The following is an 18,132-nucleotide window of genomic DNA, read 5'->3' as shown; positions in this document are numbered from 1 at the left end:
ATTATAATTTTAATAAATATTCGGCGATAAATGCAGCAGGGTTTTCTACAGGATCAAGCATCTTTTTAAATTGATTTCTGCCACTACTATTTTCATAATAAGGTAAATAATGATTTTGCTTAATAAATTCTATATAGTTAATAATATCTTGCGGCTCATAAGCAAAATACATATATTTTTTTAATTCTTTAGATAGAGCATTGCTATTAAATTCATTATTCCAACCATTACTTAAGTAAATTATAGGCTTATCGGCAACTACTACTTCAGCAAGAGATGAAGTACCGTCACTTATTACAATATCTGACACCATTATATCATCCAGTAACGACCTGAATGCATGTGCAGAAATAGTAACATTCTTTAAAGAGTTAAATCTACTTAATATATTATCCATATCACTTTGGCTTAAGTAATTTTTACCGACTGCATAGGTAAATAGTGTTACATGCGGTCTTATAATAAAATGAATATTAGGATGTTGTAATGCATAATTATAGAAAAAATAGTGATAATTTAAGAAAGTAGAACCTCCTTCATATAAATCTCTATTTTTAAATGATAATTCCCATCTAGGAAGCCATAAAATGGTTTCCGAGTTTGGTTTTTCTTTAAGATTATAATTTCTTACTTCATAGTATGGTTGATAACCTGAAACAATAACTCTATCCTTAGGAAATTTATAATGACTAATAAAGATATCCTTTGTACTTTCTGAATCAACAAATACCGTCTCTATGCAACTTGATAACTTATCATCATCAATATTTTTTTGATGAAAGATATGAGGACCATAGACTATATACATAATTTTTGTTTTAGTGCCTCTAAAGCTCTTATACAAATTAGCAGCCGTAAAAGGTTCTGATATATAGCCTTGAAAATTTTCGTAAGGATTTTGCGTAAAGATAAAATCCGGCTGATAATTTTTTAGTTCAGAAATTTCACATTTTGTATTAACATTTGAATAAGAAGAATACTTACCGCATGGATATATCACATCTTGTGCATCAAATTTACTAATAAACCCGGTATCTATTCCTCCTTGAATATTGGGATGAGGATGAGGTACTATTACAATTTTGACATCGTGACCTATTTTTTTCATCTCATTATACATTGCGTATACGCCTTTGCCGCCGAATGTCTCTGTACTAACAAGGAAAACTATTTTTTTATAAGAATTTTCTTTGGAATAGCAAAAAGAAGATATAAGAGTTATTAGTAAAAAAACACTTAAAAATAAAGTGTTAAGTTTTATTAATTTAAAAAATTTCATGTTTTTGATATGATAATAATGAATAGGATTACTTTTTAAACCATACTGTATGGTTAACATAATCCACATAACTTAAAACTATACGTAATATTTTCTTTGATACAAGTCCTGCGTCTGCATAATCCGGCACGATATCGTGCAAGCGTTTATTATTCTCGTGTTCTTCCGTAATAGCTTTCACCGATTGTAGTACCCGTTCAGCCTTAAAACCCGACATAATAAGTGTTCCGGCGTCCATACCTTCAGGACGTTCATGTGCTTCTCGAATATTTAAAGCAGGTAAATTAAGTATAGATGCCTCTTCAGTGATAGTACCGCTATCGGATAAAATACAAAATGCATTCATCTGAAGTTTAACGTAGTCCGTAAACCCGAAGGCTGGCAAAAATCTTATTTTATCGCCAAGTTCTTTAAACTCCTCTAAATCCTCAAGCCTTTTTTTAGTCCTTGGATGTGTTGAGAAGATTACAGGAAAATTATACTCTTTAATAAGCGTTTGTAAACTACTTAATAATTCTTTCAGATTATTTTTGACATCAACATTTTCCTCACGATGTGAGCTAATTAAGAAATATTGCTTTGTGGTAAGTGACAATTTATCTAAAATATCAGACTTTAATATTTTAGACATAAAGCGATCAAGGACCTCAGGCATATGTGAACCTGATTTAAAAATAAGCTCAGGCGGTAAACCTTCAAAAATTAAATAACGTCTTGCATGCTCGGTTAACGTAATGTTAACGTCACTAATATGATCAATGATTTTACGGTTTATTTCTTCAGGTACACGCTGATCAAAACAACGATTTCCTGCTTCCATATGAAAAATTGGAATTTTACGGCGTTTAGCGGCAATTGCCGATAAACATGAATTAGTATCACCGTAAAATAAAACGGCGTCGGGCTTTTCTTTCTCAAGTACTGCATCAACTTTTTCGATAATAAGCCCGATAGATTTTGCCGTATTATCTGCTGCTACTTCTAAGAAATAATCGGGTTTTCTAATTCCCATATCATCAAAAAACACCTGATGTAATTCATATGCATAATTTTGACCGGTGTGAACTAGGATGTGATGAGTATATTTATCAAACTCAGAAATCACGCAGCATAGTTTAATAAGTTCAGGACGAGTACCAACAATCGTCATTACCTTAAGCATTTTTTAGCTCCTCTTGTACGTAATCAAGAGTCAGTAATAACTCTTTTACTTCTTCTAAATTTAAACGTTTTGTATTATGGGAAGTGTAATCCTCTAAAAGTGCTACTTTCTTTTCACCTTCAACAAAATATTTTGCATAATTAAGATCGCGCCCGTCCATAGGAATACGGTAATAATCCCTTAAATCATCAGCTTTTGCCATTTCTTCTGATGATACTAATGATTCGTAATGTTTTTCGCCGTGACGTGTACCGATAAAACATATTTCATTTTTACTATTGAATATATCTTGTAACGCTTTTGCGAGTACTTCAATTGTGCTTGCCGGAGATTTTTGTACGAAAATATCACCCTGATGACCATGCTCAAACGCATATAAAACTAAATCCACCGAATCTACAAGCGACATTAAAAAACGTGTCATTGACGGTTCTGTGATGGTTAATTCCTTACCTTGTTTTATTTGATTGATAAAAAGAGGAATGACCGAACCTCTAGAAGCCATAACGTTACCGTATCTAGTAACGCACAGCACAGTCTCACCTGGAGAACGCATACGTGCTTTTGCTATGGCTAACTTTTCCATTAATGCTTTAGATAATCCCATTGCATTAATTGGATATACAGCCTTATCGGTACTTAGTACAATCACTTTTGTAACTTTGTTATTAATAGCAGCACTTAAAACATTTTCAGTACCTAAGACGTTAGTATTTATTGCTTCCATAGGATAAAATTCACAAGTTGGAACCTGCTTTAAAGCAGCGGCATGGAATAAATAATTTACACCATGCATTGCCTCATCAATACTTTTATAATTGCGTACGTCCCCGATATAGAATTTAAGTTTCGGATTATTTAAAGCAATACGCATATCCTCTTGCTTTTTTTCATCTCTACTGAAAATACGAATTTCCTTAATATCGTTAATAATACCGGATTTAAGAAAACGAGAAAGCACCGCATTACCAAACGAACCGGTGCCTCCTGTAATCATTAAAGTTTTATCTACAAACATTATATATAAATACCTATTTTGTTATTATTCATTCTGTCATTGTGTCAATCGAGAAACACTCTAAGGTAGCCATCCTGTGGCTTGTCCACAGGGTCCAGTTATAAAAAATACAAACATAAAACGCTCGATTTATCTCACTTTATGCTGGATTCCGTGTACAAGGCTATATTCGCAATGACAACTTACTTAAACTCACACATACGCTTTACAAGCTCACGCCATTCAGGAGGCGTATATCCCGTCACCTCATTAAAACGAGTGCTATCTAGTGAGCGATCTACTACAAGCTCATCTGATGCAATAATATCGATGTCTTTATTATATATTTCTGCTACTAATTTTAACAATTCTAACTTATTAATCGGTTTTGAGGCAACATGATAAAGCCCGTGCAACTCTTTATTAGGTAACACAAAATCCCTTATTATTCTTGCAAGCTCTACTGTCGGGAATCCTGAATAAATAGCTTTCTCAAACCCTTTCACTGAACCTTCTGCACTTAAAAACCAATTGATTAAACTTCTATTGCCTGCTAGCTCATGACCTATAATGGAAGTACGCAATGTGATAGCATGCGGATAATCTACCTCACCAAGAAATTTTGAACGACCGTAAAGGTCATAACAGTCAGAAAAATCGCTTTCCTTATAATTACCTTTTTTTCCTGAAAACACACAATCAGTACTAATATGGATTAACCTTGAATTAGCTAGTTTACATAAATTAGCTAGCCTATGAGGCAGCAAACTATTTATCGGTAATGCTTTTAATGGGTCATTAGCATCTGCCAATTGTTTTACAAGCCCTATACAATTTATTACTATATCGGGTTTTGTTTGATTAAATACCTCAACTAACGCATCATGGTTCTCAACATTTACATTTGTAATTAATTTATCGGATAAATCCTTAGAAAAGTAAGAACGAGCTGAATTATTTCGGGCTGTCGCAAAAATGTCAAATTTTTTATCACTACTTAAAAACCTGAATATGCTATTACCTAGCATACCGGTAACACCTAAAATTAATATTTTCATAGTATATTTTATTTATTTTTACCGAATCGGTTCTATCATAAATAATATATCTTTACAATAGTGTTTTGAGTGCGTAACAATATTGAGTTATACATAATTAACTTGCCATAAACTTGCCATAGAAAAGGTTCTTATTCTATCTTCTGTAATTTTCCAACCTTCATCTTCTGCAAGCTCTAAATCATATTGGTCTTGCATATTCCCAACGAGGATTAATATTAAAATACTTACCCAAACGAAGGGCTGTATCAGCTGCAATTGAACGATGATGCTTAATTATATTATTGATCCTAGTAACGGGTACATCAATATCACGAGCAAGTTTGCTTTGACTAATCCCCATAGGTTCAATAAATTCTGCTAGTAAAATTTGTCCCAGTGAAATAGGAGGTAATTTATTCTTGGCTTTGTTGCATAGACCGTTTTATGTCATTCCCGCGTAGGCGGGCATCCAGTAAAACCTATAAAAACAAGTTTTTATAGGTTTATTTTGTCAAATATGCCACTTCTATATCAATATTGAAGTTATTTTGCTGGATCCCCGCTTTCGCGGGGATGACATTGAGTAGGTTTTTCGATCCATACAACAACTCCTCAATGCTTTCCTAATTAAATATTTTTTATAGAATCAAGCACGGTTTCAAGAATCATACTAGCAGCTACTGCATCATCGTTATTATTACGGTCTTTTCTTTTCACTCCAAACGATTTAAGCAAATTATTTGCAGCTTTGGTAGTTAATCTTTCATCTTGTAAATATATAGGCAAGTTTATAGATTTTGCTAGCTCTTCAGCAAATTTCATCACTATATTTGTTTGCTCCGTTACTGCTCCGCTCATATCAATCGGTAGACCTATTATAACACCACAAACTTTATATTTCTCGATGATATTAAGCAAGGCAGTAATAACAATTTTTTTATTTATCTCGGTTATAGTATTTAAGGGCATAGCAATACTAAGTTCTTGATTAGATAATGCGATTCCTAATTTTTTGCTTCCGTAATCAATAGCGATAAGCGGAGCATTTGGTATTAAAAGCCGATAAAATTCTTGAAGATTTTTTATGATCATGATAGTTATAAAAATTACTTTATTAATTATTATTTATGCTAAAAACTATTCAGAAACATTTAGATACGAAATTAATTAAATTATCAGCGATTTTAGCCTTTATTTATTGTTTATTCTTTAATACCGCAATATTGATTTATAAATTTGATTATTATAAAGCAACAATCTTTAGAGGGATATTAGAGTTATCAAAAGATTTTTGCTATATTTATATCTTTTCTTTTATAGCATTTTTCGGTCTTAGCGTACATAGATTAGTGTTAAAAATCGGCGTGGGGTTTTTATTTATAACATCCGCTATTGCTAGTTATTACATTTATTTCTTCAAAATCAATCCTACTAAACAAGTAATAGGTAGTTTTTTCTCAACGGATTTAAACGAAGTTTATGAATTAACCAGCATTAAGTTAATAATATGGATAATTTTTTGCCTTTTGACCTGTTTTTATACTCTCAAATCTTTTGCCACCGAAAATTCTAAATCATTCGTAACAAAACTATTATCTACCGCGTGCTTACTTATTTTTGTATATAATATTATTACTCCTTCATTTAAGATACTAAAAAATTATTTTCCCATTCAGTATTTACATAATAGCTACCTTAATTTTGCCGGAAATTTCGGTGAAAAAAATTATGCATATATAGATATTAGCAAACAATATAACTTTATAGATAAGTCAGATAAAGATATTATCGGTGTTTTAGTTATAGGAGAATCAGCAAGATTTGATCATTTCGGTATTAACGGTTATGAAAGAGATACGACTCCTTACTTAAAGACTACTCAAAACCTAATTTCTTTCAAAGCTAAATCTTCTTCTAACCTTACCTATCTTTCCGTACCGTCGTTACTTTCACGTTATCCTGCAAGTCAAATTGAAAATAGTAGACAAGAGAACAGCTTTTTATCAATTTTAACAAATCTTGGCTTTAATACTACCTGGATCGGGACTCAAACTTTAATGAGGAGTTTTGCAAATTTTGACCTCAGTAATATATATAATGACGTTAATTTTACTATAGTACCGGGCGGCTCTGCCCTATTTTCTTTAAATGATCATGATGAAAAAATATTGCCTTTTATAAAAGAAATACTAACAAACTCAGAGAAACAATTTTTAGTAGTTCACACTTCCGGCAGCCATTGGAACTATAATGCGAGATATCCAAAAGAGTTTGAGTATTTTACTCCTACCTGTCCTATTAAGGTTAAGGGAGATGCAAGTGATTGCGATAAGCTTGCTTTAGTTAACAGTTATGATAACTCTATTTTATATACCGATTTTTTTTTATATAATTTAATAGATTTGCTTAAAGATAAAAATGCATTTTTATTATATGTATCTGATCACGGCGAGTCCCTCGGAGAAAATGGTTATTACGGTCACGGCGGTCCACTACTTGCAGAACAAATAACCGTACCTCTTATAGTTTGGGTATCAGATGATTTTCAAGCCAAATATCCTAAATCAGTATCTTCAATTAAAAATTATGCTAATACCGAAATTAGCCATGATTATGTATTTCATTCAATCCTTAACTGTTTAAATATAGAGTCCGACATAATAGATAAAGACTTAAGTATATGTAAATCTAGTTAAAAATTATTGAATTATTAAAAAATTTATATATAAATTAAGAACTCAATAATTATATGATTTATTATTATGTCTGATATACCTAAACTAGACGACTATTATTATAGATTTTTACACAGTATTTTACTTAAAACACTAGAACAAAATAAAGCTGCTGAAACGTATTTATTGCAGAAAGATTTTAATAGCGCTTTAAATGAGATAAAAAATGTAAATGAACAACTTGAAGAATATTCAAGCATTCTTTCTTTACTCAAAGTAATTAAAACCCATTTTAATGATAAAAAAATATATAATTAAGTACCGTTTAACTTAAATCCTTTTTTTATAATTAAAAATAATATAGAGTGGAAAGAAAAAAAGGTATTGAATTATGGAATATGCATTATTAATTTTCAGTATTATAGCGATTTTAGTTATAATACAAATGGTTAAAGTTGTACCGCAACAACAAGCATGGGTAGTAGAAAAACTGGGAAAATTCGATAAGGTACTGCAGCCTGGCTTAAATTTACTCATCCCTGTTATTCAGAGAGTAGCATACAAACATACTTTAAAAGAAGAAGCAATAGACGTTACCGCTCAAACAGCTATTTCAAACGATAACGTAACATTATCTATAGACGGTGTTTTATATGTTAAGATCATTGATCCAATGGCAGCATCTTATGGTGTTAATAATCCTTACTATGCCATAACACAGCTTGCTCAAACTACTATGCGTTCGGAAATCGGTAAACTCCCTTTAGATAGAACTTTTGAAGAGCGCGAAACTTTAAACGTAGCAATTGTAGCAGCTATTAATCAGGCTGCTATAAATTGGGGCATACAATGTATGCGTTATGAAATTAAAGATATTCAACCTCCGCAAACTATACTTAAAGCTATGGAATTGCAGGTAGCGGCAGAGCGTCAAAAAAGAGCTCAAATTCTAGAGTCGGAAGGTAATAGACAAGCAAAAATTAACCATGCAGAAGGTGAAAAAGCACAAATCGTACTGAATTCAGAAGCTTCTTATACAGATCAAGTTAACAGGGCAAAAGGTGAAGCTGAAGCAATAGGCTTAGTCGCTACCGCTACGGCAAATAGTATTGAGATTGTCGCAACTGCCGTACAAAAAACGGGAGGAAGTGATGCAGTAGCTCTTAAAATAGCCGAGCAATATATTAGTGCGTTCAGTAATTTGGCTAAAGATACCAACACCGTAATTTTACCCGCAAATCTTTCAGAACCGAGTAGTTTTATAACCGAAGCATTAACTATATTTAACCAATTAAAAGCTTCTTCTTCGGGAACGAAAATAGATAAGTAGCAATTTATAACGATTTATTATTGTAATAATAATTAGTTTTATATATCATATCAGATTATTAATTAATAAAAGGTTATGAATATGTCAGTATTTGTCGGCAAAACTGCTCCGGATTTTACAGCTAAAGCTATTATGCCTAATAATAATATAGACGATAAGTTTAAACTTAGCAATTATGCTGCAGGGGATAATATAGTGTTATTTTTTTATCCCCTAGATTTTACTTTTGTTTGTCCATCGGAAATTATAGCATTTCACAATAAGCTTGGTGAATTTACCGAAAGACGTACTAAAGTAGTAGCTGTTAGTGTTGATTCGCATTTTAGCCATTTAGCTTGGAAAAATACTCCGCATAATAAAGGCGGGCTTGGACAAGTACAATTCCCAATGGTGTCCGATATAAAAAAGGATATTTCTTCAAAATATAATGTACTTAATGAAGACGGTGTTGCTTTGCGTGGAACTTTTTTAATCGATAAGGATTTCATAGTACGTCACATGCTAGTTAACGACTTACCTATCGGTCGTGATATTAATTATACATTAAAAGTAATCGATGCTTTAACTCATCATCAAAAGCACGGCGAAGTTTGTCCTGCCGGCTGGCATAAAGGTGAGGAAGCAATTACCCCATCACATGAAGGTATAGCACATTATTTAAGCTCACATGCAGAGAAGCTGTAATATATTACTACTGTGTTATTAAAGTGGAAAACTGTCCTACCGTGGCTTGTCTAGTGTTGTTGCATGGTTCGATGTCATATCCCGCGCAAGCGGGAATCCAGCAAAAAATAACCTTAACATTGATAAACAATTACATATTTAACAAAATAAACATATAAAAACACAAATTTTGTATGCTTGACTGGATTCCCGCCTAGGCAGGAATGACATACAGCACTAACGCAATATCCAATAACCCTAAATAATGTTAAAAGAATTATTTTCTGCTCCTAAAATATCTTATAATATTGATTGAAACAATTAATATTTTACGTCTTATTAGGAGTGAAATATCGGTCCTAAAACTTTCTTTAGTTTAATTAAATGATTTGGTGATGTAACAACTGCCATAGATAACGTTCCGGATTTTTCATTGCGAGGCGGAAAGTCAAAACCAATTAAAGTTTTCAGTAAAAGCGATGCTGAAAACGAGTTAGAGCTTCTCGAAAAAGACAATGCTAAGATCATCACATATAAATCTCCGGAATATCAAAATTATTACTTGAAATTTATGATCCACTGCTAATATTAAGCTATAATAATATAGAGTTATTAAATCATACTATATAAATGCGTTGCAATAGTAGGTACAAAAACGCTGCTGCAAACGGAAGAAGCTTTGCGCATAAAATTGCAAATGATTTAGTAAAAGAAGGTTATATAACCGTTTCAGGGTTAGCACGAGGAATAGATAGCAGCGTACATCAAGCTGCAATTTCTCAAACTATCGGAGTTATTGCAGGCAGTATTGATCATATATATCCACCGGAAAATAAAAAACTATTTGAAAATTTAGCAGAAGAAGGTTTAATATTATGAGTTACCTATCGGCTTTACCCCACTTGGAAAACATTTTCCACAGCGTAACAGGATAATATCGGGACTAGCCTTAGGATTAGTGGTAGTAGAAGCAAGCTTAAAATCCGGTTCATTAATAACTGCAAAATTTGCACTTGAACACAATAGGGCAATATTTGCTGTTCCCGGCTTTCCTTTAGATCCAAAATGTCAAGGTACAAATAAATTGATTAGAGAGGGAGCATATTTAGTGGAATCAGTAGACGATATTGTAGCTAATTTACCGCAATATGAAGAATTTATGAAAAAAGATGATGGATTATTTAAGGATTTTGTTGAGCTAGGAACAGTAAATACGAGATATATTAAAGAACCGTCACAAAAGGAGCGTACTGCTTGCTATATTGGAATTATTATCGGCAGTACCCATAATAGACTTGGAATATTTACAAAAAGCAATAGAATTACCGCTTCCTATCATATATACGGTAATATTAGAATTAGAACTCGCCGGGACAGTAATGCGTCACGCCGGTAATAAAATATCATTAGTTTATAATAAGTAGATGAAATTAGTAATAGTAGAATCGCCGGCAAAGGCAAAAACGATAAATAAATATTTAGGTGATGAGTTTAAGGTCATTGCATCATTCGGTCATATTAGAGATTTACCTTCTAAAAAAGGCTCGGTATTACCTGATGAAAATTTTGCAATGAAATATGATATTTCCGATAAAGCCGGTAAATATGTAGATGCCATAGTTAAAGATGCTACAAAAGCTGATGCAGTATATCTTGCAACCGATCCTGATCGTGAGGGTGAATCTATCTCATGGCATGTTGCAGAGGTAATAAAAGAAAAAAATCAAGTTAAATCCGATGATTTTTTCAAAAGGGTAGCATTTAACGAAATCACTAAAAAAGCAATTATTCATGCCGTTGAAAACCCTAGGAAACTTGATACTAACTTAGTAAATGCCCAACAAGCAAGAAGAGCTTTAGACTATTTAGTCGGCTTTACCCTTTCACCTCTTTTATGGCGTAAGTTACCGGGATGTAAATCGGCAGGACGTGTGCAGTCTGTGGCTCTGCGCTTAATATGTGAGCGAGAAGATGAAATAGAGCGTTTTAAGTCAGAAGAATATTGGGATATTAGCCTTAAAATGCAAAATAGTAATAACGAACTATTTACTGCTAAATTGACTCAAGTAAACGATCAGAAGTTAGAAAAATTCTCAATTATTAACGAAAAAAACGCCAAAGATTTAACCAAAAAATTAAAATCTCAAAAATTTCATGTTGATAAGATAGAAAAAAAACAACAAAAACGTCAACCACAACCTCCTTTTATTACTTCATCACTACAACAAGAAGCAGCAAGAAAATTAGGTTTTAGTGCTAAAAAGACTATGCAAATAGCACAAAAACTTTATGAGGGTGTTGATATAGGTAAGGAAACTATAGGGCTTATTACTTATATGAGAACCGACGGCGTTACATTATCAAATGATGCAATAGCAGATATACGTAAGTTAATCGATAAAAGTTACGGCGATAAATATTTACCGACTAGCCCTAGAATTTATAAATCAAAAGTAAAAAATGCTCAAGAAGCTCATGAAGCAATAAGACCCACAAATATTACTTATACTCCTGATAGCTTAAAAGAAAAGCTAGACAAGGATTATTATAAGCTTTATGAGTTGATTTGGAAAAGAACTATAGCCTGCCAAATGGAAAATGTTATAATGGATTTGGTAGTTGCAAATTTAGCTTCGGAAAATAAAGAATATTTAGCAAAAGCAAACGGATCGACTATAGCCTTTGACGGATTTTATAAGGTTTATCGTGAAAGTATGGACGATGAAGCTGAAGAAGAAAATAAAATGCTGCCGCCTTTAAAAGAACAAGAGCCGCTGAAAACTAAAGCAGTTATTCCAAATCAACATTTTACCGAACCGCCTCCAAGATATTCAGAAGCAAGTTTAGTGAAAAAACTTGAAGAGCTTGGAATCGGTCGTCCTTCGACCTATGCTAGTATTTTATCGGTTTTACAAGATCGAAAATATGTTGCTCTTGAGAAAAAACGATTTATACCTGAAGAGCTTGGACGTTTGGTAACGGTATTTTTAGTCGGTTTCTTCAAAAAATACGTTGAATATGATTTTACTGCAGGACTTGAAAACGAATTAGACGCAATAGCAGCCGGCAAACTTGAATGGAAAGCCGCTTTAAATAATTTTTGGAGCGGTTTTAACCATAATATTGAATCAGTAAACGAGCAGAAAATAACCGAGATTATTAGCTATGTACAAAAAGCCCTTGATTATCACCTGTTCGGTGAGAATAAAGAATCTAAAATTTGTCCTTCATGTCACACGGGCGAGCTTAGCTTAAAGCTTGGTAAGTTCGGAGCGTTTTTAGCATGTAGTAATTACCCTGAATGTACTTTTAGAAAATCTATTGTTAGCGGTAACGATAACAACGAGAATGAAGGCGAGCCTGCCGCTATGCCTAATGAGAATAAAGTTTTAGGTACGGATAAAGACGGAGTAGAAATATATCTGAAAAAAGGACCTTACGGACCTTATATTCAACTTGGCAAACAAGAAGGCAAAGTAAAGCCGAAACGTAGCCCCGTGCCTGCTAGCTTGAACCAAAATGATATTACACTTGATATAGCATTAAAGCTTCTAAGCTTACCGCTAAAAATAGGTATTCATAAAGATAGCGACGAGGAAATTATGATAGGATACGGTAAATTCGGTCCTTACATAAAATATATGGGTAAATTTATTTCGGTACAAAAAAAATATGATTTTCTAAATTTAAGCTTAGATGATGCGATGAAGCTAATTGAAGAGAATAAAGTGAAATTAGAGAAGAAACAGGCGTAAATGGTTTAGTGTCATCCCGTGACTTGATCACGGGGTCTCAGGACACAGGCTGTGATACAAGATCCCGTGGTCAAGCCACAGGATGACAATTAATAAAATTACTTATTTATGACAAAAGTTATAACACGATTTGCTCCGTCACCGACCGGTATGTTACATGTCGGGAATATCAGGGCAGCATTGCTTAACTGGCTATATGCAAAGAAGCATAACGGACAGTTTATTTTAAGATTTGACGATACGGATTTAGAGCGTAGTAAACAGGAATATAAAGACGCTATCGAGGAAGATCTAAAATTTTTAAAAATTAATTGGGATCAGACATTTAATCAAATAAGTCGTTTAAGTAGATATGATGCAATCAAAAATCTATTACTAGACAAAAAAAGATTATATGCCTGCTATGAGACTCCTGAAGAGCTAGAATTAAAGCGTAAATTTCAATTATCTAAAGGTTTACCACCGATTTATGATCGAGCTAGCTTAAATCTAACTGAAGAGCAAGCAAAGAAATATATAGAACAAGGAAGAAAACCGCATTATAGATTTTTGGTAAATCATGAACCGATTAGCTGGCATGATATGATCAAAGGCGAAGTTAAATATGACGGCAAGGCTTTAAGCGACCCAATAGTGATAAGAGCAGACGGTAGTATGACCTATATGTTATGCTCAGTTATTGATGATATTGATTATGATATTACTCATATTATTAGGGGTGAAGATCACGTTAGCAATACCGCCATTCAAATGCAAATGTTTGAGGCTTTAAATACTACTCCTCCGACTTTTGGGCATTTAAGTTTAATAATCAATAAAGATGAGAAAATTTCTAAAAGAGTTGGAGGGTTTGAGATCGCAACTCTTAGAAAAGAAATCGGAATCGAAGCTATGGCAATCGCTAGCTTTTTTAGTTTACTTGGTTCATCAGCACAAATCTTGCCTTATAAATCAATGGAGAAGCTAGCAAATCAATTTGAGATAAGTAGTTTCTCTAAAAGTCCAACTATCTATCAGCCGGAAGATTTAGAAAGATTAAATCATAAATTACTTATAAGTTTAGATTTTGATACAGTAAAAGAACGCCTTAAAGAAATAGATGCCGAGTATATTGATGAAAATTTTTGGTTATCGGTAAGCCCTAACTTGCAAAAATTACGTGATGTAAAAGATTGGTGGGAAATTTGCCATCAAACTCCGAATGTAGAAAATCTAAATTTAGATAAGGAATATTTAAAGCAAGCAGCAGAATTATTACCGAAAGGTGAAATCACTAAAGATAGCTGGAGCATTTGGACTAAAGAAATAACAAATATAACAGGCAGGAAAGGTAAGGAGTTATTTTTACCTCTTCGCCTTGCTTTAACCGCCAGAGAATCAGGACCAGAAATCGCAAGCGTTTTACCTTTGATTGATAGAGAAGAGATAATAAAGCGTTTAACTAGTGCGTGACTCGCGATGTCATTCCCGCAAAAGCGGGGATCCAGTAAAAATAATCTTATTGGTACAAAAATTGTATATTTGATAAAATACACATATAAAAACAAGTTTTTATATGTTTTACTAGATTCCTGCTTTCGCGGGAATGACATAGACACCATGCAACTCCTCGCAATGACAATTGAGTATGACAATATTTTAACTATAATACTCTATCATGTGAGTATTAATAGCACCGGCAAGCTTTGCGGTATCACTGTAAATATTATCGGCAATAAGAGAAACTATACCTGCTGTTCCTGCTACTAAACCTTCCCACAGTTTCATAAGCTACATATCCTGCAGTTAGTCCTGCTTTTACTGTATTTTTTAATCGGACGGCGAAATTAAAATTGCTCCTAATGTAAAAGCACCGATAAGAACCGGAGGATTGTAATAAGCAAAAGTTGCAAGGCTTGCTACAGTTGCTTGAGCAAATGTAGATACAACAGAATAATTAGAGTTGTTCACATCAGAAACACAACCCTGAACGGAACATACAGTTTTTGCACCGTTTTCTATCACATTAATAGCATGTTCCGTTGCTAAGGTAGCCATACATTGTGAAATCTGTCACAGCTTTGGTAGCATTTTGAAAATGAATTGTAGCACTGTCAAAGTAACTAGATGTTTTTTGTGAAGTTTTTACAATCATTATTATTGTAATTGACGTTTCCGCTATTTATTTGTGGCCCCGTATAGTTTTTTGTCATGATTTTTCCCCTTAAAATTAAATCGTGACGCAATTAGAACTTAAATGTTGTTGTGTCAATGGATATTATTAATAATACTTTAAGATAAAAAGAAGGTTTAGCTGTTAAAAAACTTTTTGATTTTTAGCTTATCTGCTTTAGACAAAGTAGGCTTGAACCCGTATATATCTTTTTTATTAGCACTTTCAGGTCTAAATTGAAACTCGCCTTTAATTGTGTTGCTTGTAACTATCTGATCAGGAGAACCCCATTTAGGAAAATCATATTTTATAACTATGTCCCTGTTTCTAAGTCCAGATTTATAAGCGTTACTATTTTCGTCAATATCTTTTATTGTATAATTATTTATTAAAGCATCTCTATCAAAACCACGATCATATGCCCACATTGTTATTTTCTCGATCGGCAGCACTTTAGCAACATTAGCTAAATCTATAGTTTTACCTTGTTCTATATATTCGTTTATCTCTTTATCTATGCCCTTTAGAACATAATTTTTAACTATTGTTTTAAAATAATCGCTTGAACATTCTTGTTCTTTTGAGGTTTTAAATAAATCAAGCATAACATTATCCAGCGATTTACTCTTATTATTCTCTTTAATGAAATTGTCCAAATAAAGTGCCAAAACAAATCCACTATAATATGGCAATCTTACTGCATAATCTTGCCAATAATCTGTTTCGATTACATTATTAGGTTCATTTATAACAGGTGATAAATAATAATTCTCAAAGAATTTATTAAATTCTTCTACAAATTCCTCAAGCGTTATTATAACACTAGAACGTAAGGCTAAAACCCTACTATAATAATCGGTAAATCCTTCACTCCACCAATAATTTAATCGTTCTAAGTTATTACGTATTTTCTTTCCTGTCCAATTATGTAGAGGTTCATGAGCAAGTCACGTTTATATAATCCTGTTTGCCCAAACCTTGAGGAATAAATGCAGTAAAACTATGAGTTAAGCCCGTTCTGGCTATATGTCTAGGTTGATTCCCCTCGATTAAGCTTAGTAGATAATAAGGCAAAATCATTATCATGGAAAAATGTTCTTTGTCCCTTGATAATTTTATTTATATAAGCAGCTATTTCTTAATCTTTAAAATCAAATTGACAATGTAACGAAAGATATACAGGATTTTTTTGATCGACAATTTTGTAAACACGTAAATCACGCGCTGCATAAACTGCACTATATAATTCAATCGGCATAGCTTTAAATTTCACGCTTTTACCAAGACCATAATCTGATATTGTTTCCCAACTATCAGGAATATTATTCCATTCAATGTTAAACGCTACTATATCATTTCCATTTAGATCACCGGGAGTAGCAAAAAGCCCATAACCCGGTGAATAAATTAAATTTTGTCTAATTATTGCTTCGTGGATATCACAAGGATTACCGGTTTTTTGATATATTGCGTAGCTTAAACAAATAATCTTGATTTCGTATTTAAAATAGCTTTATTCGAGTCTTGATTTCTAAACTGTAATTTTCCAATAGGATATTCTAGCTTAACATTTTTGATTTGCTTGTAATATGTAGGCATTTGCCCATACATAGGGTAAATCTAAAACAACCTCACCACTCATATTGCCGATTATTTCCGTCTCAACTTTGATAGCTGAAACAGACGTATTAGACAAAGGTGTTATTTTGTAATGTATCTGCCTATAAGTATTTGCGGATACTAGATTTGAAATTAGAATTCTGATTTACAGAATTTTTATTATTTTTTATGGATTGCCACACCGCCTATATGGCTGCTCGCAATGACGATATCTATTTATGCATGTATTCTATTTAATTATTACTTCCTTAACCATTAGCCCATAAGCTTCTATGTCTTCAAGCCATTTAGCGTTTTCTATTAAATATGATTCTTAAAATTCGGCAAGTGTAGGATCAGGTTCGCCTGTTAAATTTTTAAGCCCGTCAAATAAAATGTCTAAAAAACCTATTTTATTCTTTTTACAATAATCTCCTACATCTTCAATATGCTTCGCACGATCATCAACAAATACAATAAACTAGCATTTAGCTCTTCAGAAAATTTTGATAAAGTACCACTTTTTGAGTGATTACCGGTTATAAATATACCTTTATAAAAAATAGCATCATCCTTTTGTCCTGAATTATAAATTGCTAATTTTTTATTATCTGAAAATTCGATACCCAGCTCTTTTAGTTCTTTATATAGCCAATCTTGCATAGAAGGAATATTGCCAAATGCTCCCGTATTCATTTGTATAAGACCATAAACCGAAAACTTTTCCTTGAGCTTGTTTATAACTTCTACCCACTCTTCATCAATTAATATTACTTTTCGCTGCAAACGCCAATTACTTATAATTTCCTCATAATTATCATTTCCTTAATTCTATCAATTATTTGATTATAAGGCGGCTGCTTAAAAGTTTTTGATTTAGGAGTTATAAGCGTATCGTCAACATCAATGAATATAGATGCACGAGTAGGAGCATTTTTTATTATTAAATCATAAACTTTTTCGGCACTATCGGCAGTTTCAAAATCTTTCATATATACTCCGAAGTAAAATGAAGAGTAGTGATACGAAGTTTAACTTGGAAAAGAGTAATCGGTCTGTCAGCTGAGGAGCGGAGCGTATATTAAACGTTCAGCATCTGAGGTCTTACAAAGACATTGTTGCTAATTTTTCAAGTGGGGCGAGTATCAAATTTAATATTAAGTTCTTCAGTTAAAATAGCCATTAATTCAAGCCCTGCTCTATTTGTCCATTTGCCTTGTTCATAAAAAAAATGATAAGGACCGCTAACCGGCGACGACAACCAAATTTCTTTGGCGGCACTTTGTTTATTTATTACATATACCCCTTTATCAGTATCAAGGTTTAATATATCGCCTTGTAAATCTACATCTATACTTGCTTCTTTATCCTGCTCTTCTATCTTTTCTGCTATATATGCAATTGTTGTCTCGGCTATTTTACTAAATTCACTATTATTCATGATAACATCCCTTAAGTAGATAAAAATATACGCAAATCA

At 32.8% G+C, this 18,132-nt stretch carries 24 protein-coding genes and 2 pseudogenes; 9 read left to right on the top strand and 17 right to left on the bottom strand.

Features of this window, described 5'->3' with window-relative positions; genetic code table 11:
* Nucleotide 1: 1 nt before the first annotated feature.
* The 7 genes from RSA_RS02335 to ruvX form a co-directional block, all read right to left on the bottom strand.
* Complete coding sequence (locus RSA_RS02335) at nucleotides 2-1,348, bottom strand: hypothetical protein (RefSeq protein WP_041472330.1); 1,347 nt, start codon at nucleotides 1,346-1,348, stop codon at nucleotides 2-4.
* Nucleotides 1,308-2,441 carry a non-hydrolyzing UDP-N-acetylglucosamine 2-epimerase gene (gene wecB, locus RSA_RS02330; RefSeq protein ID WP_014364603.1) on the bottom strand — a complete coding sequence of 378 codons (1,134 nt, stop codon included), beginning with the start codon at nucleotides 2,439-2,441 and terminating at the stop codon, nucleotides 1,308-1,310. The genes RSA_RS02335 and wecB overlap by 41 nt, the downstream gene beginning before the upstream one ends.
* The gene (locus tag RSA_RS02325) at nucleotides 2,434-3,459 is read right to left on the bottom strand and encodes a polysaccharide biosynthesis protein (protein WP_014364602.1); all 1,026 of its coding nucleotides are present in this window, start codon (nucleotides 3,457-3,459) and stop codon (nucleotides 2,434-2,436) included. Before RSA_RS02325 ends, wecB begins: the two co-directional genes overlap by 8 nt.
* A 182-nt stretch (nucleotides 3,460-3,641) precedes the next feature.
* Nucleotides 3,642-4,496: a dTDP-4-dehydrorhamnose reductase family protein gene (locus RSA_RS02320; RefSeq protein WP_012150659.1), complete on the bottom strand. Its 855-nt coding sequence runs from the start codon at nucleotides 4,494-4,496 to the stop codon at nucleotides 3,642-3,644.
* An 87-nt stretch (nucleotides 4,497-4,583) separates the two neighbouring features.
* Nucleotides 4,584-4,694, bottom strand: coding sequence for a hypothetical protein (locus RSA_RS08845; RefSeq protein WP_014364601.1), 111 nt, complete (start codon nucleotides 4,692-4,694; stop codon nucleotides 4,584-4,586).
* Nucleotides 4,678-4,839 (bottom strand): helix-turn-helix transcriptional regulator, encoded by a 162-nt coding sequence (locus RSA_RS08840; protein ID WP_014364600.1) that lies wholly within the window; start codon nucleotides 4,837-4,839, stop codon nucleotides 4,678-4,680. The genes RSA_RS08845 and RSA_RS08840 overlap by 17 nt, the downstream gene beginning before the upstream one ends.
* Nucleotides 4,840-5,105: 266 nt before the next feature.
* Nucleotides 5,106-5,570, bottom strand: a complete 465-nt coding sequence (gene ruvX / locus RSA_RS02305) for a Holliday junction resolvase RuvX (protein ID WP_014364599.1) — start codon at nucleotides 5,568-5,570, stop codon at nucleotides 5,106-5,108.
* A 35-nt stretch (nucleotides 5,571-5,605) separates the two neighbouring features.
* Between ruvX and RSA_RS02300 the strand changes: the two genes are divergently transcribed.
* The 4 genes from RSA_RS02300 (at nucleotide 5,606) to RSA_RS02285 (ending at nucleotide 9,167) form a co-directional block, all read left to right on the top strand.
* The gene (locus RSA_RS02300) at nucleotides 5,606-7,174 is read left to right on the top strand and encodes a phosphoethanolamine transferase (protein WP_014364598.1); all 1,569 of its coding nucleotides are present in this window, start codon (nucleotides 5,606-5,608) and stop codon (nucleotides 7,172-7,174) included.
* A gap of 66 nt (nucleotides 7,175-7,240) precedes the next feature.
* On the top strand, nucleotides 7,241-7,471 hold the full coding sequence (locus RSA_RS02295) for a hypothetical protein (protein WP_012150654.1): 231 nt from the start codon (nucleotides 7,241-7,243) through the stop codon (nucleotides 7,469-7,471).
* A 73-nt stretch (nucleotides 7,472-7,544) separates the two neighbouring features.
* A complete protein-coding gene (locus tag RSA_RS02290) occupies nucleotides 7,545-8,483 on the top strand; it encodes an SPFH domain-containing protein (protein ID WP_014364597.1) in 939 nt (312 codons plus the stop codon).
* Nucleotides 8,484-8,564: 81 nt separating this feature from the next.
* A complete protein-coding gene (locus RSA_RS02285; protein ID WP_012150652.1) occupies nucleotides 8,565-9,167 on the top strand; it encodes a peroxiredoxin in 603 nt (200 codons plus the stop codon).
* A 318-nt stretch (nucleotides 9,168-9,485) separates the two neighbouring features.
* Here RSA_RS02285 and RSA_RS08835 read toward each other — a convergent pair whose 3' ends face one another.
* Entirely contained in the window at nucleotides 9,486-9,674 is a 189-nt protein-coding gene (locus RSA_RS08835) for a hypothetical protein (RefSeq protein ID WP_196792872.1), read from the bottom strand.
* Nucleotides 9,675-9,776: 102 nt separating this feature from the next.
* Between RSA_RS08835 and RSA_RS09965 the strand changes: the two genes are divergently transcribed.
* From RSA_RS09965 to gltX, 5 genes and pseudogenes are all read left to right on the top strand, one after another.
* Complete coding sequence (locus RSA_RS09965) at nucleotides 9,777-10,025, top strand: DNA-processing protein DprA (RefSeq protein WP_014364596.1); 249 nt, start codon at nucleotides 9,777-9,779, stop codon at nucleotides 10,023-10,025.
* A gap of 7 nt (nucleotides 10,026-10,032) precedes the next feature.
* Nucleotides 10,033-10,200, top strand: a pseudogene (locus RSA_RS09960) (DNA-processing protein DprA); the annotation flags it as partial.
* Between the two features lie 208 nt (nucleotides 10,201-10,408).
* A complete protein-coding gene (locus RSA_RS09360) occupies nucleotides 10,409-10,570 on the top strand; it encodes a DprA-like winged helix domain-containing protein (protein ID WP_329517943.1) in 162 nt (53 codons plus the stop codon).
* Nucleotides 10,571-12,901, top strand: coding sequence for a type I DNA topoisomerase (gene topA, locus RSA_RS02270; protein WP_014364595.1), 2,331 nt, complete (start codon nucleotides 10,571-10,573; stop codon nucleotides 12,899-12,901).
* Between the two features lie 108 nt (nucleotides 12,902-13,009).
* Complete coding sequence (gene gltX, locus RSA_RS02265; protein WP_014364594.1) at nucleotides 13,010-14,353, top strand: glutamate--tRNA ligase; 1,344 nt, start codon at nucleotides 13,010-13,012, stop codon at nucleotides 14,351-14,353.
* Nucleotides 14,354-14,539: 186 nt separating this feature from the next.
* On the opposite strand, the gene RSA_RS09955 is transcribed toward gltX, so the two are convergent.
* The 9 genes and pseudogenes from RSA_RS09955 to cyaY form a co-directional block, all read right to left on the bottom strand.
* Nucleotides 14,540-14,668, bottom strand: coding sequence for a hypothetical protein (locus RSA_RS09955; protein WP_014364593.1), 129 nt, complete (start codon nucleotides 14,666-14,668; stop codon nucleotides 14,540-14,542).
* Nucleotides 14,669-14,710: 42 nt separating this feature from the next.
* Nucleotides 14,711-14,905 carry a hypothetical protein gene (locus RSA_RS02260; protein ID WP_041472379.1) on the bottom strand — a complete coding sequence of 65 codons (195 nt, stop codon included), beginning with the start codon at nucleotides 14,903-14,905 and terminating at the stop codon, nucleotides 14,711-14,713.
* A 285-nt stretch (nucleotides 14,906-15,190) separates the two neighbouring features.
* The gene (locus tag RSA_RS09355) at nucleotides 15,191-15,709 is read right to left on the bottom strand and encodes a hypothetical protein (protein WP_014364591.1); all 519 of its coding nucleotides are present in this window, start codon (nucleotides 15,707-15,709) and stop codon (nucleotides 15,191-15,193) included.
* Between the two features lie 162 nt (nucleotides 15,710-15,871).
* A pseudogene (locus RSA_RS09350) lies at nucleotides 15,872-15,961 on the bottom strand (hypothetical protein); the annotation flags it as partial.
* Between the two features lie 656 nt (nucleotides 15,962-16,617).
* Nucleotides 16,618-16,749, bottom strand: a complete 132-nt coding sequence (locus tag RSA_RS09950; protein ID WP_269208629.1) for a hypothetical protein — start codon at nucleotides 16,747-16,749, stop codon at nucleotides 16,618-16,620.
* Nucleotides 16,750-16,986: 237 nt separating this feature from the next.
* On the bottom strand, nucleotides 16,987-17,100 hold the full coding sequence (locus RSA_RS09345) for a hypothetical protein (protein ID WP_230453593.1): 114 nt from the start codon (nucleotides 17,098-17,100) through the stop codon (nucleotides 16,987-16,989).
* Nucleotides 17,088-17,438: a hypothetical protein gene (locus RSA_RS09340; protein ID WP_041472329.1), complete on the bottom strand. Its 351-nt coding sequence runs from the start codon at nucleotides 17,436-17,438 to the stop codon at nucleotides 17,088-17,090. Before RSA_RS09340 ends, RSA_RS09345 begins: the two co-directional genes overlap by 13 nt.
* Before the next feature lie 11 nt (nucleotides 17,439-17,449).
* Nucleotides 17,450-17,644 carry a hypothetical protein gene (locus tag RSA_RS09335; protein ID WP_041472328.1) on the bottom strand — a complete coding sequence of 65 codons (195 nt, stop codon included), beginning with the start codon at nucleotides 17,642-17,644 and terminating at the stop codon, nucleotides 17,450-17,452.
* A gap of 137 nt (nucleotides 17,645-17,781) precedes the next feature.
* Nucleotides 17,782-18,093 (bottom strand): iron donor protein CyaY, encoded by a 312-nt coding sequence (gene cyaY / locus RSA_RS02235; protein ID WP_012150646.1) that lies wholly within the window; start codon nucleotides 18,091-18,093, stop codon nucleotides 17,782-17,784.
* Nucleotides 18,094-18,132: the final 39 nt, after the last annotated feature.

This window comes from Rickettsia philipii str. 364D (genome assembly GCF_000283995.1).
Lineage (GTDB): Bacteria > Pseudomonadota > Alphaproteobacteria > Rickettsiales > Rickettsiaceae > Rickettsia > Rickettsia rickettsii.
This window is presented reverse-complemented; position numbering and strand designations above follow the sequence as displayed.